Consider the following 20,999-nt stretch of genomic DNA (forward strand, 5'->3'; position numbering starts at 1 on the left):
ATTTATGATTCCCTTTGATTTAGAGGTCACTTAGCGTGCTAGCCGATCAACTTAAAACATATCTAGCTGAAACCAATATTTCAGCGACAGAAACTCAACAGCAACAATTGGTTGGGTTTGTTACCATGCTAAATAAATGGAATAAAGCCTATAACCTGACATCAGTCAGAGATCCTGAACAGATGTTAATCCGTCATGTTATGGACAGTTTAGTGGTTTCTCCTTATCTTAAGGGACAAAGATTCATTGATGTTGGGACTGGACCAGGCTTACCTGGGATCCCATTAGCTATTTTAAATCCTGACAAAGAATTTGTACTTCTAGACAGTTTAGGAAAGCGGATCCGTTTTCAAAAGCAGGTTCAGTTTGAATTAAAGATCAATAACATTACTTCAGTTGAAAGCCGTGTTGAGGCTTATGAACCTGAGCAAAAATTTGATGGTGTAATTAGCCGTGCATTTGCCTCAATTGAAGATATGTTGACTTGGTGTCATCACTTACCTGCTGATAATGGTCAATTTTATGCGTTAAAAGGCCAACTCAGTGAAACTGAATTAACCAGTATTCCAACTGAATTTGATGTAGTAGAAACCATCACATTGACAGTGCCAAAGTTAGATGAACAAAGACATCTGTTAAAGCTAGTGAAGAAATCATAACGCTGGCAATAAAATAAATATTATCGGACATCGTAAATATGTCCTTAGGGTGAACACGTGGGTAAAATCATTGCCGTAGCCAACCAAAAAGGTGGCGTAGGAAAAACAACAACTTGTGTTAATTTAGCAGCCTCGCTTGCGGCCACAAAACGCAAAGTGCTGTTAATCGATCTTGATCCACAGGGTAATGCCACTATGGGGAGTGGTGTTGATAAATACGAAGTTGAAAATACCGCTTACGAATTACTTGTCGAAGAAAAATCTTTTGCCGAAATAGTCATTAAAGATACGACGGGCAAATATGATCTGATTGCAGGAAATGGTGATGTTACCGCAGCTGAAATTAAACTCATGGAGTTTTTCGCCAGAGAAATTAGATTAAAAAATGCATTGGCAGAAGTAAAAGATGATTATGATTTTATCTTTATTGATTGCCCGCCATCACTGAACATGCTGACAGTTAATGCCATGTCGGCTGCTGACTCAGTGTTAGTGCCAATGCAATGTGAATACTATGCCTTAGAAGGCTTGACAGCATTGATTGATACCATAACTAAGTTAGGCGCTATGGTTAATCCTAACTTGAGCATCGAAGGGATCTTACGAACAATGTATGATCCTCGTAATAGATTATCAAATGATGTATCTGATCAATTAAAACAACATTTTGGCGAAAAAGTTTACCGCACAGTGATCCCGCGCAATATTCGATTAGCTGAAGCGCCAAGTTTTGGGGCTCCTGCAATGTATTACGATAAATCTAGTGCTGGTGCCAAAGCCTATTTAGCTTTAGCGGGTGAAATCATTCGCCGCGCAGAGCAACAAACAGAATCTAAGTAAGCGTAAGGGAATAAAATGACGTTAAAAAAACGCGGTTTAGGTAAGGGCTTGGATGCTTTGTTAAGTAATAGCAACGCTGCGAGCCGAAAAACTGAGCAGACTCAAACAGAAGCTGAAGTAATCCAAGCGCCAAAGGAAGATGGCTTATTGATGCTCGATTTAGATTTACTGCAGTCAGGTAAGTATCAACCGCGTAAAGACATGTCACCTGAAGCGTTAGAAGAGTTAGCGGAGTCAATTAAATCACAAGGTGTTATTCAACCTATTGTTGTGCGTAAAATTGATGCCGAAAAATATGAAATTATTGCAGGTGAACGCCGCTGGAGAGCATCGCAAATAGCTCAATTAGACAAAGTCCCATGTATTGTTAAACAGGTCCCGGACGAGTCAGCAGTTGCCATCGCTTTAATTGAAAATATTCAACGTGAAGACTTAAATGCTATGGAAGAAGCTATAGCATTACAGCGATTACTAGAAGAATTTGAATTAACACATCAACAAACTGCCGATGCTGTAGGTAAATCTAGAGCAAGTGTTTCTAACTTATTACGTTTAAATAGTTTAAATGAGCCTGTTAAACGTTTATTAGAATATGGCGATATAGACATGGGTCATGCTCGTGCTTTACTTGCTATTGAAGGTGAAGAGCAAACTAATTTAGCTCGATTGGTCGCTTCTAAAGAAATGACAGTTCGCGAAACTGAACGATTAGTGAATAAAGCCCTAAATCCGACTAAAGAAGCCGAAAAACCAACTAAAGATCATGATGTAACCCGCTTAGAGCAACAGTTAATTGAAAAGTTAGGTGCTAAAGTGGCGATAAATCATGGCAGTAAAGGTAAAGGTAAAATTGTAATAAACTACCAAGATCTTGCTGAATTGGATGGAATACTTAGCAAAATTCACTAAATCCCCCAACAAAGTCATTTCAATAGTAACTTTGTAACAAGGCGTAATTTTGACTTTTTAGAAATTTAGAGCCAAATCACGCCTAATATCACTGTTTAACCTCTCATCAAAGTTGCAAACAAGGTGTGAAAAGGTATACTTTGCATGCTTTTTTTCCTGTCTGAGTTGTTAATGATCACATTAATGGCCCAGTGGAAAAATAAGTACTAATGCGGAGATTCAAAATTGAGTAAGGTTTTAGCGCGTCGTGGCCGGTGGTCAGCCTATCGAATAGTGTTGTTGCAGGCGGCGGTAGCTGGGGGAACTTCAATTTTCTTTTTCGCTCTGTGGGGAGCTCAGTATGGCTTATCTGCTTTAGCAGGTGGTCTTATTGCTGTACTCCCTAATTTTGTATTCGCAACCCTTGCTTTCTCTCATGCGGGAGCTAAAGCGTCAGGAAAAGTCGTTTGGATGTTTTTCTTGGGGGAAGCGGTAAAGTTGCTGCTAACCATTGTGTTATTTGCCATCGCATTTGGTATGCTAAAAACGCCATTTTTGCCGTTATTTAGCTGTTATTTGTTGGCATTACTAATACCTTGGACAGCCCCTTTATACTTCAAGCAAAATTAAGTGAGATTAATCATGGCGACAACTGGTGAAGCATTAACTGCTTCCGAGTATATCCAGCATCACCTGACTAATGCGAAAATGTGTTCTGCCGATGGCGGAATTGCTTTTAACTATGCATGTCAAGATGCCGGGTTTTGGACTTGGCACATTGACTCACTTTTGTTTTCAGTAGGTCTTGGGGTTCTATTTTTGTGGGCATTCTTCAAAGTAGGACAAAAAGCAACAACTGGCGTTCCAGGCAAATTTCAATGTTTCGTTGAAATGTGCGTGGAAGGTGTAGATAAAATCGTTAAAGACTCATTTCATGGGCGTAACGCTGTTATCGCACCATTAGGTCTGACTATCTTTGTCTGGGTTTTCCTGATGAATTTAATGGACTTAATTCCAGTTGACTTTGTACCTGAAGCCGCAAACAGATTTTTAGGTGTTCCTTACCTTAAAATTGTACCAACAACCGACTTAAACGTAACTCTTGGTCTAGCCTTGAGCGTGTTCGCGTTGATTGTTTTTTACAGTATTAAAGTAAAAGGATTTGGTGGTTTCACAAAAGAAATGACCTTACAACCTTTCAATCATTGGTCTTTGATTCCAGTAAACTTAGTTTTGGAAACAGTGACTTTGATTGCGAAGCCGATTTCATTATCACTTCGTCTGTTTGGTAACCTGTATGCAGGTGAGTTGATCTTTATTCTGATAGCACTGATGCCTTGGTGGGCTCAGTTTGCATTATCAGTGCCTTGGGCTATTTTCCATATTTTGGTTATTGTGCTGCAGGCGTTTATCTTCATGATGCTTACGATTGTATATCTAAGCATGGCACATGAAGAACATTAATTTAATAAAATTAGTTATTTATCGGAGATAAAATGGAAACTGTAATTAGCTTTACAGCAATAGCTGTTGCGATCATGATTGGCTTAGCAGCGCTAGGTACTGGTATTGGTTTTGCTATCTTAGGTGGTAAATTCTTAGAAGCTTCAGCTCGTCAACCAGAACTTGCTCCAGCATTACAAACTAAGATGTTCATCGTAGCTGGTCTACTTGATGCGATCTCAATGATTGCAGTTGGTGTTGCATTATTCTTCGTATTCGCTAACCCATTCTTAGGTCAATTAGCTGGCTAATCGCCCCCCTTAGAAGGAGTTGTCGTTATGAGTATTAACGCTACCCTGCTAGGCCAAGCGATTTCTTTTGCACTCTTCGTGTGGTTTTGCATGAAGTTTGTATGGCCGCCATTGATGAACGCTATCGAAGAACGCCAGAAGAAAATTGCCGATGGGCTAGCTGATGCAGGACGTGCTGCAAAAGATCTAGAGTTGGCTCAAGCGAAAGCTAATGAGCAACTAAAAGAAGCGAAGGCGACTGCTAATGAAATTATTGAGCAAGCTAATAAGCGCAAAGCTCAAATAGTTGAAGAAGCGAAAATTGAAGCTGATACAGAGCGTGCGAAAATCATTGCTCAAGGTCAAGCTGAAATTGAAAACGAACGTAATCGCGTTAAAGATGACTTGCGTAAGCAAGTTGCTACTCTTGCCGTAACAGGTGCAGAGAAAATTCTTCAACGTTCGATTGATCCAGAAGCTCACAGTGACATAGTTAATAAACTTGTTGCTGAAATTTAATTAAGGAATCGGAGTTATGGCTGAAATAAGCACCATTGCTCGTCCTTATGCAAAGGCAGCTTTTGATTTTGCTGTTGAACATAAAGCAATTGAAGATTGGGCAGAAATGCTGAACTTCGCGGCATTGGTTAGTGAAAACGAATCAATTCAACCGTTGCTTGGTGGTTCATTGGCTAGTGCTAAACTTGCCTCACTATTTATTGAAGTATGTGGTGAGCAGGTCAATGCGCAGGGTCAAAACCTTATTAAGGTTATGGCTGAAAACGGTCGTTTAGAGATACTGCCAACAGTCTCTCTACTTTTTGCTGAGTACCGCAATGAATGGGCAAAAGAAGTTGAAGCAACTGTTGTTTCAGCAACTGAGCTAAGTTCTGAGCAGGAAGAGCAAATTAGTGTTTCTCTTGAGAAACGTCTCGCACGCAAAGTTAAGCTGAATTGTAGTGTAGATGCATCGCTTATTGGCGGTGTAATTATTAAATCAGGCGACTTAGTCATTGATGGCTCGGTTAGCGGTAATCTATCGCGCTTGTCTGATAAGCTACAATCGTAATTGGGAGTTTGAGCATGCAACTGAATTCCACTGAAATCAGCGATCTGATTAAGCAGCGGATCGAGCAGTTCGACGTCGTTAGTGAAGCTCGCAACGAAGGTACAATCGTTGCAGTAAGTGACGGCATCATTCGCATTCACGGCCTTGCCGATGTAATGCAAGGTGAAATGATCGAACTGCCTGGTGGCCGTTTTGCAATCGCGTTGAACTTAGAACGTGATTCTGTCGGTGCCGTAGTAATGGGTCCTTATGCTAATTTAGCAGAAGGCGCAAAAGTTAAGACTACTGGTCGTATTCTTGAAGTACCAGTAGGTCGTGGTTTATTAGGCCGCGTTGTTAACACCCTTGGTGAGCCAATTGATGGAAAAGGACCAATCGACAACGATGGTTACTCTCCTATTGAAGTTATCGCTCCTGGTGTTATTGAACGTCAGTCTGTAGATCAACCAATCCAAACTGGTTATAAAGCCGTTGATGCCATGATCCCTATTGGTCGTGGTCAACGTGAATTGATCATTGGTGACCGTCAGACTGGTAAAACAGCGATGGCTATCGATGCAATTATCAACCAGAAAGATTCAGGCATTAAATGTGTATACGTAGCGGTAGGGCAAAAAGCTTCTACAATCGCTAACGTTGTACGTAAGCTTGAAGAGCACGGTGCATTAGCTAACACTATTGTTGTAGTTGCAACAGCTTCTGAAGCTGCAGCATTACAATACTTAGCACCATACTCTGGTTGTTCAATGGGTGAATACTTCCGTGACCGCGGTGAAGATTCTTTAATCGTATATGATGATCTATCTAAGCAAGCAGTTGCTTACCGTCAGATCTCTCTACTATTGAAGCGTCCACCAGGACGTGAAGCATACCCAGGTGATGTATTCTATCTACATTCTCGTTTATTAGAACGTGCTTCACGTGTAAACGAAATCTATGTAGAGAAATTCACTAACGGTGAAGTAAAAGGTACAACCGGTTCTTTAACTGCGTTGCCTATTATTGAAACCCAAGCAGGTGATGTATCTGCATTCGTACCGACTAACGTAATTTCTATTACTGATGGTCAAATCTTCCTTGAAACTGACTTATTTAACTCAGGCTTACGTCCTGCTGTTAACCCAGGTATTTCAGTATCTCGTGTTGGTGGTGCGGCTCAGACTAAGATCATTAAGAAACTGTCTGGTGGTATTCGTACCGCGTTAGCACAGTATCGAGAGCTTGCTGCGTTCTCACAATTTGCATCTGACTTAGATGATGCAACTCGTGCTCAACTTGAGCATGGTGAGCGTGTTACCGAACTTATGAAGCAAAAGCAATATGCTCCTATGAGCATTGCTGCCCAAGCTATCTCAATCTTCGCAGCTGAAAAAGGCTACTTGAAGAGTGTTGAATTAAGTAAAATCGGTAGCTTCGAAGCTGCTCTGCTTTCATTCATGAACAGCGAACATGCTGAGCTTGTTAATACTATTAATGCTTCTGGCGATTACAACGCAGACATTGAAAGTCAATTAAAAGCGGGCATGGACAAGTTCATTGAAACCCAAACCTGGTAATAATTATCGAGGTGTCTTTGGGCACCTTCGGTCCCAGATTGGAGAGTAGAAATGGCCGGCGCTAAAGAGATTAAAACCAAGATCGCGAGTGTTAAAAACACTCAAAAGATCACTTCTGCTATGGAAATGGTTGCTGCCAGCAAAATGCGCAAAGCGCAGGAACGTATGGCATCTAGCCGCCCGTATGCAGAGCATATGCGTAAGGTGATCGGTCACGTAGCGCAAGGTACTCTTGAATATAAACATCCTTATTTGGAAGTTCGAGATGCCAAGCGGGTTGGTTACATTGTTGTGTCAACCGACCGTGGCCTTTGTGGTGGTCTGAACGTCAACCTTTTCAAAAAGGTTGTATCAGACGTGAAAAACTGGAAAGAACAAGGGGCAGATGTTGAATTTTGTCCTATTGGCGCACGTAGTGTTCAGTTTTTCAAAAGCTTTGGTGGAGATATCTCTGCCCATGCCTCAGGTTTAGGCGATGCGCCTAAGTTAGCCGATTTAATCGGTACCGTGAGAGTTATGCTACAAGCTTACAACGAAGGTAAATTGGACCGTCTGTTTATTGTATTTAACAAATTCGTTAATACAATGACCCAGACTCCTGTGATCGAGCAGCTGCTACCTTTGCCTAAATCGGAAGAAGAAGTAGCTAAGTATCCTTGGGATTATATTTACGAGCCAGATCCAAAAGATATTTTGGAAGTTTTACTGACACGTTATGTTGAGTCTCAAGTTTACCAAGGTGTTGTTGAGAATATTGCGTCTGAACAAGCTGCCCGTATGGTAGCTATGAAGGCAGCAACCGACAACGCAGGCGATTTGATCAGCGATTTGCAGTTAGTTTACAACAAGGCACGACAAGCCGCGATTACGCAGGAATTGTCGGAGATTGTTTCAGGCGCTGCAGCGGTTTAGGTTAGGTAACGAAATCAAGTTTAGAGGATTAATCATGAGCACAGGTACTGTTGTCCAAGTAATTGGCGCGGTTGTGGACGTAGAGTTTCCACAAGATTCTGTACCTCAGGTATATGACGCTCTGAAGATCACAGGTGAAGGAACTTGTAATGGTTTGGTGCTGGAAGTTCAGCAGCAACTAGGTGGTGGTGTTGTTCGTGCCATCGCTATGGGTTCTTCTGATGGTCTGCGTCGTGGTCTAGAGGTCGTAAACTCAGGTTCACCAATTTCTGTTCCGGTTGGGGTTGCAACCCTTGGCCGTATCATGAACGTATTGGGTGAGCCTATCGATGAATGTGGCGACATTGGTGAAGAAGAGCGTTATGAAATTCACCGTGAAGCTCCTTCATACGAAGATCAGTCAAGCTCAACAGAACTTTTAGAGACTGGTATCAAGGTTATTGACCTTGTATGTCCTTTCGCTAAAGGTGGTAAAGTTGGTTTGTTTGGTGGTGCTGGTGTTGGTAAAACCGTCAACATGATGGAATTAATCAACAACATCGCAAAAGCACACTCAGGTCTTTCTGTATTCGCTGGTGTTGGTGAGCGTACTCGTGAGGGTAACGACTTCTACTACGAAATGAAAGATTCTGGCGTTCTCGACAAAGTAGCCATGGTATATGGTCAAATGAACGAGCCTCCAGGAAACCGTTTACGTGTAGCATTGTCAGGTTTGACAATGGCTGAAAAATTCCGTGACGAAGGTCGTGACGTACTGTTATTCGTTGATAACATCTACCGTTACACCTTGGCCGGTACTGAAGTATCTGCACTGTTAGGTCGTATGCCTTCTGCAGTAGGTTACCAACCAACACTAGCTGAAGAAATGGGTGTTCTACAAGAACGTATTACTTCAACTAAGTCTGGTTCTATTACCTCTGTACAAGCGGTATATGTACCTGCGGATGACTTAACCGATCCGTCACCAGCAACAACCTTCGCTCACTTAGATGCGACTGTTGTACTGTCTCGTAACATTGCTTCGCTAGGTATTTACCCAGCGGTTGACCCATTGGATTCGACTTCACGTCAATTAGATCCATTAGTAGTTGGTCAAGAGCATTACGATGTAGCAAGCGGCGTACAAACTGTACTTCAACGCTACAAAGAGCTGAAAGACATTATTGCTATCTTGGGTATGGATGAATTATCTGATGAAGATAAAACAACTGTATTCCGCGCACGTAAGATTGAGAAATACTTATCTCAACCTTTCTTCGTAGCAGAAGTCTTTACAGGTTCTCCTGGTAAGTACGTTTCTCTTAAAGACACTATCCGTGGCTTCAAGGGCATCTTGAGTGGTGAGTTCGATCACATTCCAGAGCAAGCGTTCTACATGGTTGGTTCAATCGACGAAGCTGTCGAGAAAGCTAACAAAAAGAAATAACTGAGCATTAGCTTAGTATTTTAGGAGATCTTGATGGCAGCCATGACAGTCAAACTTGATATAGTAAGTGCAGAGAACAGCATGTACAGCGGTGAAGTGAGCTTCTTAGAAGTGAGCGGTACCGAAGGTGAGTTAGGTATTATGCCTAACCATGCTCCTTTGCTAACTAAGATCAAACCTGGCATGGCGCGCATGATTAAGCAAGATGGTAGTGAAGAAGTTATGTATCTTTCAGGTGGTATCCTGGAAGTACAACCTGATTCAATTTCTGTTCTTGCTGACGTCGCTATGCGTGCCAATGATATTGATGAGCAAGCTGCACTTGAAGCTAAGCAACGTGCTGAAGCGAATATCGCTAACGCAGGTGCTGACTTCGATTATGAAGCTGCAACAATCGAATTAGCTAAATCTTTAGCTCAACTTCGTGTTGTTGAAACCATCAAAAAGAACATTGCCAGATAAAGGTTATTGTTTTAAAAAGGCGACCCTAGGGTCGCCTTTTTTGTGTCTGATATTTAGTTTTGAAACAAATGATCTTCAAAATTCATATATAACAACCTCTGTCCGCCTTCATTCAAATATCTTAGTTTCCAGCTGCAATAAAACTGCGTTAAAATAACCACAATTATAGTGAATAGTAGTTCAAGGAAACCTGATGTCATTAAATGTAGTTATTCTAGCCGCTGGTAAAGGAACACGGATGCGTTCTGACTTACCAAAAGTTCTTCATCCTATTGCGCATAAAAGCATGGTGCAGCACGTTATAGATACGGCAAACTCATTAGGTAGCGAAGCTATTCAGCTTGTTTATGGTTATGGCGCTGATAAATTACAAAGCGCATTAGGCGAGCAATCTGTCAATTGGGTACTACAAGCGGAACAGTTAGGTACAGGTCATGCTGTGGCGCAAGCAAATCCAAATATTAATGATGACGATACCGTTCTTATCCTTTATGGAGATGTACCGTTAATTCAACAATCTACACTTGAAAAATTATTAGCTGCTCGTCCGCAAAATGGTATGGCAATTCTGACGGTAAATTTGGATAACCCTACAGGTTATGGTCGTATTGTTCGTGAAGATGGCAACGTCGTCGGTATTGTTGAGCAAAAAGATGCCAATGCTGAACAACTACAAATTCAAGAAGTAAACACCGGCATTATGGCGGTTCCAGGTAAACAACTTAAATCTTGGTTAGGTCGCTTATCAAATGCTAATGCTCAAGGTGAATACTATCTAACGGATATTGTCGCCATGGCAAAAGAAGATGGTGTAGCGATAGATACAGCTCAACCTGAGTCAGCTGTAGAAGTTGAAGGGGCGAATAATCGCATTCAACTTGCACAACTTGAAAGAGCATACCAGGCAAGAGCGGCTGAGAAATTAATGCTAGAAGGTGCAAACCTTCGTGATCCTGCTCGACTTGATATCCGTGGTGATGTCAGCGTGGGTATGGATGTGATGATTGACATTAATGTCATTTTTCAAGGTAAGGTTACTCTAGGTAATAACGTGACGATTGGTGCTGGAGCCATTTTAATTGACTGTGAGATTGCTGATAATGCTGAAATTAAACCTTACTCAATAGTCGAAGGCGCCAAGCTAGGTAAAGCTGCTAGTGCTGGGCCATTTGCTCGTTTACGCACAGGTGCTGAACTCAAAGAAGATGCCCATATTGGTAACTTTGTTGAAATGAAAAAAGCGGTTTTAGGTGTTGGCTCAAAAGCGGGTCATTTAGCTTATTTGGGTGATGCTCAAATCGGCAGTGGTGTAAACATCGGCGCGGGTACGATCACCTGTAATTATGATGGCGCAAATAAGTTTGTTACGACGATTGAAGATAATGTTTTCGTTGGAAGCGACTCGCAACTTATTGCTCCTGTGACTATTGGGAAAGGCGCCACATTAGGTGCAGGCTCTACGATTGCTAAAGATGTCGGCGAGGGTGAGTTAGTTATTACTCGTGTTAAGCAGCGTCACATTAGTGGTTGGGCAAGACCAGTCAAAAAGCCTAAATCATAAAATTGAGCTTTAAAAACTGACATAAAATCAGTCTATTAATCAAATTTATAAACGGTCTGTTAAAGCAGGCCGTTTTTTTATGCCTAACGAAACTGGATATTAATTGTTTGAAATATTGTCAATAAAGTTTCGATTGATTATAATTATCTTTCGAAACGAAACTTATGGTTAATATGAATAAACGTAACACTCAGCAGCGTAGAAATAATATTATCAGTATTTTATCTCAGCAAGGTGAGGTAAGCGTCGATGATCTTTCGTTACGTTTTGAAACTTCTGAAGTCACTATTCGAAAGGATTTAGCTACTTTAGAGGAAGCTGGGCTGTTATTACGCCGCTATGGAGGCGCTGTTGCTGTACCTGATGAAGCTACTCAACCGTTCAGCGCTAAAATTGCCCCAAATAAGTTGTCGATTGCTAAAAAGGCCGCGCAACTTATTAAAGATCATAATCGCATTATTATTGATAGTGGTAGTACAACATCAGGTCTTATTCAGCAGCTTGATAATTTGCGGGGCTTATTAGTCATGACTAATTCCCTGCAATTAGCGAATGCTATTCATGAATTAGAAAATGAACCGACTTTATTGATGACCGGTGGTACTTGGGACCCGCATTCTGAGTCTTTCCAAGGACAAATTGCTGAACAGGTACTGCGCTCTTATAACTTTGATCAACTCTTCATTGGTGCTGATGGTATTGACCTTGAGCGTGGAACAACTACGTTTAATGAATTAACTGGTCTCAGTAAAGTGATGGCAGAAGTATCACGAGAGGTTATTGTGATGCTTGAATCTGATAAGTTTGGTCGCAGAATTCCTAACCTCGAGCTTGCTTGGGAAAACATCAGTGTTTTAGTGACTGATGACCGATTACCTGCGGATATGGTCAACAAAATTACTCAATATGGCGTTAAAGTCTTATTAGCGCCATATAAAAACAAATAAATTAGTTTTATAAATTAGGTATTAAATTATGTGTGGAATTGTAGGTGCAGTAGCGCAAAGGGATGTGGCAGAAATTTTAGTAGAAGGCTTAAAGCGTCTTGAGTATCGAGGTTATGATTCCGCTGGTGTTGCCATCATCAATCAAGGTGAATTAGGACGTACTCGTCGAGTCGGTAAGGTACAAGAACTAGATGATGCACTAGCAACTTCTCCGTTAGCAGGTGGAACGGGTATTGCCCATACTCGCTGGGCAACTCACGGCGAACCGAGTGAACGTAATGCACACCCTCATTTATCGGAAGGTGATATCGCGGTCGTGCACAACGGTATTATTGAAAACCACAATAAACTGCGTGAGATGTTAAAAGGCTTAGGTTATACCTTCGCGTCAGATACTGACACAGAAGTGATTTGTCATTTAGTCCACCATGAATTAAAAAACCATGACACGTTACTTGCTGCAGTACAGACCACAGTAAAACAGCTTGAAGGCGCTTACGGAACAGTTGTTGTTGATCGTCGTGATAGCGAACGTATGGTCGTTGCTCGCAGTGGTAGCCCATTGGTTGTCGGTTATGGTTTAGGCGAGAACTTTGTTGCTTCTGATCAGTTAGCACTATTACCTGTAACACGTTCATTTGCCTTTTTAGAAGAAGGTGATGTCGCTGAAATTACCCGTCGTGAAGTCAGTATTTTTGATGTTGATGGTAATCCGGTTGAGCGTGAGGTAAAAGAATCTGAAGTGACTCATGATGCAGGCGATAAAGGCGAGTATCGTCATTACATGCTTAAAGAAATTTATGAGCAACCAACAGCAATTGCCCATACGCTTGAAGGCCGAATTGCTGCTGGTAAAGTGTTAGATTCAGCATTTGGTGACAATGCTGCAGAATTTTTAAAAGACATAAAGCACGTGCAAATCATAGCATGTGGTACCAGTTATCATGCCGGTATGGCAGCCCGTTATTGGTTAGAAGACTGGGCTGGCGTATCGTGTAATGTTGAAATTGCATCTGAGTTCCGTTACCGAAAATCACATATGTTCCCTAACAGCCTGTTAGTGACTATCTCTCAGTCTGGTGAGACTGCAGATACCTTAGCGGCGATGCGTTTAGCAAAAGAGATGGGCTACAAAGCTACCTTAACTATTTGTAATGCTCCAGGTTCTTCATTAGTTCGTGAGTCTGATATGGCTTATATGATGAAAGCTGGTGTTGAAATTGGTGTGGCATCGACGAAAGCCTTTACAGTACAACTTGCTGGTTTATTAATGCTAACCACTGCAATTGGTCGTCATAACGGCATGACCGAAGAGATGGAAGCTGAGATCACTCAAAGCTTACAATCTATGCCTGCTAAAGTAGAGCAAGCGTTAAGTTTAGATGATGCGATTGCTGAACTTGCAGAAGACTTTGCTGACAAGCACCATGCTTTATTCTTAGGTCGTGGCGATCAATATCCAATCGCGATGGAAGGTGCGCTTAAGCTAAAAGAGATTTCTTACATTCATGCTGAAGCTTATGCATCGGGTGAGCTAAAGCACGGCCCATTAGCACTGATTGATGCCGATATGCCGGTTATTGTTGTTGCGCCAAATAATGAATTGCTTGAAAAGCTTAAATCAAATGTTGAAGAAGTCCGTGCCCGTGGTGGCTTAATGTACGTCTTTGCTGATAAAGATGCAGAGTTCGAATCTGATGACACCATGAAGGTGATTCCGGTTCCACATTGCGATGAGTTTATGGCGCCGCTTATTTACACCATTCCATTACAGTTATTGTCATATCATGTGGCATTAATTAAAGGCACTGATGTGGATCAGCCACGTAACTTAGCGAAATCAGTCACGGTAGAATAATATTTTGGCTTGTTAGCAAAACACTCGTGCACAGTTAAAGTAAAACTCACGCATCATAACTGTGATTAGTGCAGCCTTTAAACCTCCACGTAAGTCTTACTTATGTGGAGGTTTTTTTATTTGTATTTCTTAAGCGCAAAAATGCGCTATTTTTACTCAGTTTTAAGTAGTTTAATTTCAGAATTGATATGCCAATAACACAATCAATAGAGCGAAATTTTGTTTTATTGAATATGGCTTCTCTACAGGATGAAAAGTGAATGTTTACACATCTTATGGATTGGTTTGGAAATGTTTGTTTTATGATTTTTATGTGTTTTTTATATTTATTAAATGCTGTATTTGTTTTGGTTTTTTAGGTGCTATTTCGGCATTTTCTCCACTTTCTTATCTTTTACTAAAATAGTTATTTCTGACAACAAACAAGGCTTGAGTCCGTTTATTTGCTCGATAAACTGCATGTATCAAATCGTTTCACGAGTCAAAAATGTATGGAAGTTTTCATCAGTTTACTAGGCATGTGTGCCTTGATTGGTTTAGCTATTTTATTGTCAGAAAAACGCAGTGCAATTAAACCAAGAACGGTAATCGGTGCACTTGCATTTCAAATCGCATTTGGTGCATTTGTCATGTATTTACCTATGGGGCAAAGCATGTTGGATGGCGCATCTAGCGCAGTAATGCATGTGATCAACTATGGTAATGAAGGTTTAGCGTTTGTATTTGGTGATTTAGCTAAATTCAGTGTTGGTTTTATCTTTGTTATTAACGTTCTGTTTGTTGTGGTGTTTATTAGTGCCTTGATTGCTGTGCTGTATTACCTCGGCATTATGCAACTGATTATCGGCGTTATTGGTGGTGGACTTTCTAAATTATTAGGCACTAGCCGTGCTGAATCATTATCAGCAACCGCCAATATTTTTGTCGGCCCTATTGAAGCGCCATCAATGGTGAGACCGTTTGTTAAACATATGACCCGTTCAGAGTTGTTTGCTGTGATGACAGGTGGCTTAGCTTCTGTTGCTGGTGGCACTATGATTGGTTACATACAAATGGGCGTGGACATTAAATACGTTCTCACCGCAGCCTTTATGACGGCTCCAGCTGGATTACTCTTTGCTAAGTTAATGTGGCCTGAAACAGAAACGCCACGCAATGATATTAAGCAAGTCATGGATGAGCAAGAAGACAAGCCTACCAATGTATTGGATGCAGCAGCAAGCGGCGCAGCTATGGGGATGCAACAAGTGCTTGCGGTATCAGCTCTGCTAATTGCCTTTGTTGGCTTAATAGCCATGGTTAATGGCTTAATTGGTGGTGTTGGTGGTTGGTTTGGTCATGGTGATATCACCATGCAAGCAATCTTAGGTTATTTTTTAGCACCATTAGCTTGGTTAATGGGAGTGCCGTGGAGTGAGGCGACTCAAGCTGCTTCGTTTATTGGCCAGAAAATGGTGATCAATGAGTTTGTTGCTTATATTGATTTCTTAAAAGTCGCCGAAGATTTGTCGCCTAAAACTCAAATTATCATCAGTTTTGCTTTATGTGGTTTCGCTAACCTTGGCTCATTAGCCATGGTGATTGGTGGACTGGCCGCTTTGTGCCCTGAGCGCCGCCATGATTTAAGTGAAATTGGTATGAAAGCATTGATTGCTGCAGCATTAGCTAACTTAATGAGCGGAACCATTGCAGGCTTATTATTTAGTTTAGCTAACTAGACACTAATATTTTTATGCCAGCTAAGGTCTTAGTTGGCAACATTGGAGTAAGAGCATGACCCCACACATTAATGCCCCAGAGGGCGCTTTCGCTAAAACAGTATTAATGCCTGGCGATCCGTTACGTGCAAAATACATTGCAGAAAACTTTTTAGATAACCCAAGACTTGTGACAGATGTACGTAATATGCTGGGTTACACAGGCGAATATAATGGTAAAACTATCTCTGTTATGGGCTCCGGTATGGGCATCCCATCGATTTCTATCTACGCTAAAGAGCTCATTACTGAATATGGCGTTGAAAATATTATTCGTATCGGCTCTTGTGGTGCCGTCAGTGACAAAATTAAATTAATGGACGTGGTAATGGCAATGGGGGCGAGTACTGACTCAACTGTAAACCGCACTCGCTTTGCTAATACTGACTTTGCCATGATTGCTGATTTTGGTTTGCTGCGTTTAGCGACCGATGCTGCTGAAAAACAAGGTGCAAGTTATCACGTAGGTAATCTATATTCTTCAGATTTATTCTATTGTGAAGATGAAAGCCGATATGACTTGATGGAAAAATACGGCATTTTAGGTGTTGAAATGGAAGCGGCAGGTCTTTATGGCGTCGCAACAGAATATGGCGCTCGAGCACTTGCTATGATGACAGTGACCGATCATATTAGACAAGGTCTTCACTTAACAGCGGAAGAACGTCAACAAACGTTAAATGAAATGATTAAACTGACTTTAGAGGCAGTTAGTCATATCGATTAACCGAGTTCATTCTGCTTGAACATAAGTATGCCGAACTTACTTCTTTTACGAAATAAGTTCGGCATTGTTGTTTTATCGGTGATTAAGCTGAATATTAAAAGCCGAATTTACCGTTACTGTTTTGCCATTCTGTTTGAGCGGGAATGGTTTCAATGGTGTCCCAGTGTTCAACTATTTTGCCGTTATCTAAGCGAAATAAATCGTAAAAAGCAACATGCTGATTCATAAAGGTTCCTTCACTAATCGATAATACAAAGTTACCTTCTCCGAGTATTTTATGGTTTTTACTGACCACCATAGGCATATTCGCAGCAGCAAGTTCACCTAACGCTTTACCTAAGCCACTAAGGCCGTCTGCAATTGCTGGGTTGTGTTGAATATAAGCATTGTCATCATTATCAATAAATTGATTAATCTTGCTCATATCACCTTTCATTAATATGGTTGCGACAAAATCAGCAACAATCGCTTTATTCGAATCAGTTTTATCTAAATCGGTTACTTCAGTCGCACCGTCGAGCTGCGTTCTACCACTTGGATTAGCGGGGGCGATTGCTTGCAGGTTATCCCAGTGCTCAACAATTTTACCTTCTTCAAAGCGAAATACATCAAAACCTACTTTGGGACCAAAAAAGTTATATTCTGTGTGAGTGAAGGTGTAATCACCATCTTGAAATGCACGTTTAACTTTGGCTTTTGCACTTCCTTTTGGGAGTTGCTGCAGTACAGCCCCGAACCCTGCTAATCCGTCGGCAACAGCTAAGTTATGTTGGATATACTTTTCTGGATTGATGTAACCAATCGCTGTTTGCTCGCCCGTTTCGATACTTGATATAACCGCTACAGCTTTTTGCTTATTAGATAATGTTTGTGCGCTTGAGTCTGTCATAGTGATTACTTCCTGATTTGATGTGCATGCGATAAGGCTAAAAAGGCTGGCCGCTAAAAGTGAATGTTTAACAAGATTAGGTGTTGTCATTGTGTTGTCCTCAATTTGCTTGAGAACAATATTAGCGATCGCTGGAGTCACTTGGCAGAGTGTATTTGAGTGTAAAAATGGTAAATATCGAACCTAAAGCAGGATATTTATTATTATCCAACCTGCTTTAAAAACTGACTTGGTGTGATATTAGTTTGATTTTTAAAGTACTTAACAAAATTGCTGGCATCGTCAAAACCAAAATCATAAGCAACTTGCTGAGAAGGCTTTTTACTGATGATTATATGTCGTTTGATCTCTATAACAGTAAAAGCATCAATCATTTGTTTAGCGGTTAATCCTGTTGCCAGCTTGCAAATGTGATTTAAGGTTTTATAAGTGGTATTAACTTGGTTGGCATACCAGCTTGCATCTCGAGTTTTCCGGAAGTGTTGCTGCATTAACTCAAAAAAGCGTGCAAGTTTTACATTTTGCTCTAATGACATGTTGTCATTTTTCGCAGCAGGCCTTAATCGATGTAATATCAATGCCAGCGCTGAGAACAGATACATAACGATGAGAGGATCAGTTTGTTGATGATTAAACTCAATAGTGATTTGCTCAAGCAATAAACGGGTTCGCTGGTAAGTTTGTTTATCAAGTTTTAATAGTGGTGAGTGCTGTTGATTAAGGTGTGTTGGGGTGTATTTAGGTAAGCGCATATTAGTATGGACTTGATCTAAAAATGCCTGTGTGAAAATAAGCACTTTACCTTGCGGCTTAGTAGAAAAATCAAATGCATGAACCTGTTCTCGCTGAACCAGTAAGACAGAGCCTGCACAGAAAGGGTAATCATTGAAATCAATCATGTGAACGCCTTCGCCTTGCTCAATGTAAATGAGCATAAAGAAGTTCACTTTATGAGGGAGCCGTGGATCATGGTCGATATTGGCTCTTTGATATAATGATGAAAAATCAATTATCTCAAGTTCTTCCTCATCTGATTGCTGATGGTTAAAGCCAATATCGGGTATATTCAACGTTAAACTCCACTAGTTCAATCATAAAAGTGTAGTGGAATTAGACACTCCCTAGCAAGTCATGGGATAAAAGTTCATCATGACTTAGTTGCGCGATAATATGTGGATGCTTAGGTAAATACTTAGGTGATAGAGTTATTACCTCATTCCTAAACTGGCAACACTGCTGTCTTGAGAGTATTGAATAGCCTCTGCGCATAAACTTTTCTTTTGATTATCATCAGATGAATTGAAATGTGAAATATAAAAATCTAATTCATCACTTGTTTTTTGCGTCATCATCATATCTGCAATGCCTGTTTTATATTTTACTGCCATTAGTTTTCTGATGATATCGGCCTTAGTATTGGATTCTTCTGAAACAATATCACTATAAAAAACATCGCAGACCATTAACCCCGCCATGCCAATCGCATCTTCAGTTGAAAGTTGTTGATTTGCAGACGCCGAGCCCATAAGTAAACAGCTAACAATAGCTGCAGAGAGTAATTTTTTCATTTGGTTACCTCAAGTAAAACTAAGTTTTTCTATACAAAGTCGAATTCATTTTTAGAGAGGTTAGCTAAATATCGGTACCCATATTGTTACTGAACTCTAGAGCTTGATTGTTTTTAGTCTTTTTTATCTATTAAAGAGGGAATAAAAGCTGTTTAAGTCGTTACTGGAGACTAAACAGAGTGAATACCAAGGGTTTAGTGTGGTGTCACTTAAGTCACTTCACTATTTATTCACTGTCTATCTCATCGTCACTTTGCCGCCAATCATTTTAAAAGCAGGCGTGCCGCGAACTAAGGTATCTCGAGCAAAAGGTGTTTCACATTGTGGACACACACAAGGGGTTTTAGTGTAGTCGTCTACAATGCGTTCTTTGAAGCATTTAACTAATGCCCCTTTTCCACCCTTGCGGTATTTAAATAGCTGGTTTTTACATTTAGCACAAAAAATATCGACGGTGCGGGTTGGTCCTTTAGCGTTGGGTTTAGCCAAAATAACTCCTAATATGGTTGAGGATTAAATGGTAAATCAAACGCAGTAGAGTTGATAGTGACTAGAACCGATAACCAAAATTTGCGGTTACAGTATTCGTATCAAACTTTTGATAGGTATAAACCAAAGAAAACTCGTAATTTGATGCAAAATTATATCGCCAACCTAAGGATGTTAATGCTCCAATACCTTCATTATCAGTATCCACATGCTCATCATCATATCTTAAATTTGCAATGACATTATATTGGGCAACACCTAGTTTAAATAAGAAAGAAGATCGTTGTGATAATGGCTGCGAGTATACAACCGCAAGACGAAAGCTAGATACTTTATCTACGTATGCACTGGTTAACGGGGATAAAATAAAAGAGCCAGTTATTTTTTGATACATGTAGCCTATTTCGCTTCCCCAGCTAGGATTGAATTGATAACGGTAAGCGACTTCATAATGATGTTTTAAGTTTAATATTTCTTCATCAAACCCATGTGCTTCAGCCCAGCGAGATACTCCTAAGCCACCACCTAAACTGATAACGTGATGAGATTCGTCAATAAGTTCCTCAGCTGTGGTCAAAGTAGAAACTAGCAACATAATGATGAGGAATATGTATTTCACTTTAAGTGTCCTTGAACTGTCAGCCTTAAAAATTGGCGTGTCTTTATATCAAGGTTAAAAGCCAGTTAGCATGTCATTGACGCTTTAGTTTTTGGTTGATGAAACAATTTGTTTGATTAAATAAAAAAGCCTTCAATATCATATTGAAGGCTTTTTTATTTCTAACTATTTAGTGATAATTTAACACCATCGTATTAACCAAACTCACCACTAACATAACCCTGAGTACGAGAGTCTTGTGGGTTATTAAATACTTGGTGCGTTTCACCTTGCTCTACTAATTCACCCATCCAGAAGAAAGCTGTTCTATCCGAGATGCGCTTTGCTTGGTTCATTGAGTGAGTCACTATAACAATGGTGAACTTTTTACGTAATTCATCCATTAGCTCTTCAATCTTATGGGTTGCGATAGGATCAAGTGCACTGGTAGGCTCGTCCATTAAGATAACTTCTGGCTCCATCGCAATAGCGCGGGCAATACATAAACGTTGTTGCTGACCGCCAGAAAGACCAAATGCTGGAGTGTTTAAGCGATCTTTCACTTCTTCCCATAACGCTGCACCACGTAATGAGTCTTCAACAACTTTATCTAATACGGCTTTATCTTTAACGCCTTGGGCTTTAAGGCCAAATGCGATGTTTTCATAAATACTCATTGGGAAAGGGTTTGGCTTTTGAAAAACCATACCAACGCGCATTCTAAGCTGTTTAACATCTACGTCGGCATAAATATCTTCACCTTCAAATGCCACGGTACCGGTAATTTTCACCCCTGCAACTAAATCGTTCATTCGGTTTAGGGTTCTTAGTAGGGTTGACTTACCACAACCAGATGGCCCAATTAGTGCCGTTACCTGACGAGACGGAATATTAATTGAGATATCTTTTAACGCGTGGTTCTCGCCGTAGAATAAGTCTAAGTTGTTTACTTGTAATTTGTTCATTATCTGGCCTTTATATAACACGACTTTTTACGTGTTATTTACTGTTCGTTTTATGAGTACAGCGTGCTTTGTGCACATATCTCATGATGTAATAA

The 20,999-nt window shown here is 40.6% G+C and carries 23 protein-coding genes; 17 read left to right on the forward strand and 6 right to left on the reverse strand.

Features of this window, described 5'->3' with window-relative positions; all coding sequences use genetic code 11:
- Positions 1-35 precede the first annotated feature (35 nt).
- The 17 genes from rsmG to deoD all read left to right on the forward strand — a co-directional run bounded on the left by rsmG (position 36) and on the right by deoD (position 16,395).
- On the forward strand, positions 36-659 hold the full coding sequence (rsmG, locus tag K5Q58_RS13240; RefSeq protein ID WP_220754402.1) for a 16S rRNA (guanine(527)-N(7))-methyltransferase RsmG: 624 nt from the start codon (positions 36-38) through the stop codon (positions 657-659).
- 57 nt (positions 660-716) lie between these two features.
- Positions 717-1,499, forward strand: coding sequence for a ParA family protein (locus K5Q58_RS13245; RefSeq protein WP_220754403.1), 783 nt, complete (start codon positions 717-719; stop codon positions 1,497-1,499).
- Positions 1,500-1,514: 15 nt separating this feature from the next.
- Positions 1,515-2,408, forward strand: coding sequence for a ParB/RepB/Spo0J family partition protein (locus tag K5Q58_RS13250; RefSeq protein ID WP_220754404.1), 894 nt, complete (start codon positions 1,515-1,517; stop codon positions 2,406-2,408).
- A 225-nt stretch (positions 2,409-2,633) separates the two neighbouring features.
- Complete coding sequence (locus tag K5Q58_RS13255; RefSeq protein ID WP_102529134.1) at positions 2,634-3,017, forward strand: ATP synthase subunit I; 384 nt, start codon at positions 2,634-2,636, stop codon at positions 3,015-3,017.
- Between the two features lie 12 nt (positions 3,018-3,029).
- Entirely contained in the window at positions 3,030-3,851 is an 822-nt protein-coding gene (gene atpB / locus K5Q58_RS13260; RefSeq protein WP_220754405.1) for a F0F1 ATP synthase subunit A, read from the forward strand.
- 32 nt (positions 3,852-3,883) lie between these two features.
- Positions 3,884-4,141, forward strand: coding sequence for a F0F1 ATP synthase subunit C (gene atpE / locus K5Q58_RS13265; RefSeq protein ID WP_012157432.1), 258 nt, complete (start codon positions 3,884-3,886; stop codon positions 4,139-4,141).
- 27 nt (positions 4,142-4,168) lie between these two features.
- Positions 4,169-4,639: a F0F1 ATP synthase subunit B gene (atpF, locus tag K5Q58_RS13270; RefSeq protein ID WP_055025454.1), complete on the forward strand. Its 471-nt coding sequence runs from the start codon at positions 4,169-4,171 to the stop codon at positions 4,637-4,639.
- A 16-nt stretch (positions 4,640-4,655) separates the two neighbouring features.
- The gene (atpH, locus tag K5Q58_RS13275) at positions 4,656-5,189 is read left to right on the forward strand and encodes a F0F1 ATP synthase subunit delta (RefSeq protein WP_220754406.1); all 534 of its coding nucleotides are present in this window, start codon (positions 4,656-4,658) and stop codon (positions 5,187-5,189) included.
- A gap of 14 nt (positions 5,190-5,203) precedes the next feature.
- Positions 5,204-6,745, forward strand: a complete 1,542-nt coding sequence (gene atpA, locus K5Q58_RS13280; protein ID WP_220754407.1) for a F0F1 ATP synthase subunit alpha — start codon at positions 5,204-5,206, stop codon at positions 6,743-6,745.
- A gap of 51 nt (positions 6,746-6,796) precedes the next feature.
- Positions 6,797-7,657 carry a F0F1 ATP synthase subunit gamma gene (gene atpG / locus K5Q58_RS13285; protein WP_220754408.1) on the forward strand — a complete coding sequence of 287 codons (861 nt, stop codon included), beginning with the start codon at positions 6,797-6,799 and terminating at the stop codon, positions 7,655-7,657.
- 34 nt (positions 7,658-7,691) lie between these two features.
- The gene (atpD, locus tag K5Q58_RS13290; protein ID WP_102529139.1) at positions 7,692-9,083 is read left to right on the forward strand and encodes a F0F1 ATP synthase subunit beta; all 1,392 of its coding nucleotides are present in this window, start codon (positions 7,692-7,694) and stop codon (positions 9,081-9,083) included.
- Between the two features lie 33 nt (positions 9,084-9,116).
- Positions 9,117-9,545: a F0F1 ATP synthase subunit epsilon gene (locus tag K5Q58_RS13295; protein WP_220754409.1), complete on the forward strand. Its 429-nt coding sequence runs from the start codon at positions 9,117-9,119 to the stop codon at positions 9,543-9,545.
- Between the two features lie 193 nt (positions 9,546-9,738).
- A complete protein-coding gene (gene glmU / locus K5Q58_RS13300; protein ID WP_220754410.1) occupies positions 9,739-11,106 on the forward strand; it encodes a bifunctional UDP-N-acetylglucosamine diphosphorylase/glucosamine-1-phosphate N-acetyltransferase GlmU in 1,368 nt (455 codons plus the stop codon).
- Between the two features lie 173 nt (positions 11,107-11,279).
- A complete protein-coding gene (locus K5Q58_RS13305) occupies positions 11,280-12,053 on the forward strand; it encodes a DeoR/GlpR family DNA-binding transcription regulator (RefSeq protein WP_220754411.1) in 774 nt (257 codons plus the stop codon).
- 28 nt (positions 12,054-12,081) lie between these two features.
- Entirely contained in the window at positions 12,082-13,911 is a 1,830-nt protein-coding gene (glmS, locus tag K5Q58_RS13310) for a glutamine--fructose-6-phosphate transaminase (isomerizing) (protein ID WP_220754412.1), read from the forward strand.
- A 491-nt stretch (positions 13,912-14,402) separates the two neighbouring features.
- Positions 14,403-15,629 carry a NupC/NupG family nucleoside CNT transporter gene (locus tag K5Q58_RS13315; RefSeq protein WP_220754413.1) on the forward strand — a complete coding sequence of 409 codons (1,227 nt, stop codon included), beginning with the start codon at positions 14,403-14,405 and terminating at the stop codon, positions 15,627-15,629.
- 55 nt (positions 15,630-15,684) lie between these two features.
- Positions 15,685-16,395, forward strand: coding sequence for a purine-nucleoside phosphorylase (gene deoD, locus K5Q58_RS13320; protein WP_055025445.1), 711 nt, complete (start codon positions 15,685-15,687; stop codon positions 16,393-16,395).
- Between the two features lie 94 nt (positions 16,396-16,489).
- Here deoD and K5Q58_RS13325 read toward each other — a convergent pair whose 3' ends face one another.
- From K5Q58_RS13325 to pstB, 6 genes are all read right to left on the reverse strand, one after another.
- Positions 16,490-17,284, reverse strand: a complete 795-nt coding sequence (locus K5Q58_RS13325; RefSeq protein WP_374758504.1) for a hypothetical protein — start codon at positions 17,282-17,284, stop codon at positions 16,490-16,492.
- 203 nt (positions 17,285-17,487) lie between these two features.
- Positions 17,488-18,354, reverse strand: a complete 867-nt coding sequence (locus K5Q58_RS13330) for a helix-turn-helix transcriptional regulator (RefSeq protein WP_220754415.1) — start codon at positions 18,352-18,354, stop codon at positions 17,488-17,490.
- 138 nt (positions 18,355-18,492) lie between these two features.
- Positions 18,493-18,852 carry a hypothetical protein gene (locus K5Q58_RS13335; protein ID WP_220754416.1) on the reverse strand — a complete coding sequence of 120 codons (360 nt, stop codon included), beginning with the start codon at positions 18,850-18,852 and terminating at the stop codon, positions 18,493-18,495.
- A gap of 237 nt (positions 18,853-19,089) precedes the next feature.
- Positions 19,090-19,341: a hypothetical protein gene (locus K5Q58_RS13340; protein ID WP_220754417.1), complete on the reverse strand. Its 252-nt coding sequence runs from the start codon at positions 19,339-19,341 to the stop codon at positions 19,090-19,092.
- 61 nt (positions 19,342-19,402) lie between these two features.
- On the reverse strand, positions 19,403-19,960 hold the full coding sequence (locus tag K5Q58_RS13345; protein WP_220754418.1) for an outer membrane beta-barrel protein: 558 nt from the start codon (positions 19,958-19,960) through the stop codon (positions 19,403-19,405).
- Positions 19,961-20,154: 194 nt separating this feature from the next.
- Positions 20,155-20,904 (reverse strand): phosphate ABC transporter ATP-binding protein PstB, encoded by a 750-nt coding sequence (gene pstB / locus K5Q58_RS13350; RefSeq protein WP_220754419.1) that lies wholly within the window; start codon positions 20,902-20,904, stop codon positions 20,155-20,157.
- Positions 20,905-20,999 lie beyond the last annotated feature (95 nt).

Origin of the sequence: Shewanella sp. KT0246 (genome assembly GCF_019654955.1) — a bacterium.
GTDB lineage: Bacteria > Pseudomonadota > Gammaproteobacteria > Enterobacterales > Shewanellaceae > Shewanella > Shewanella goraebulensis.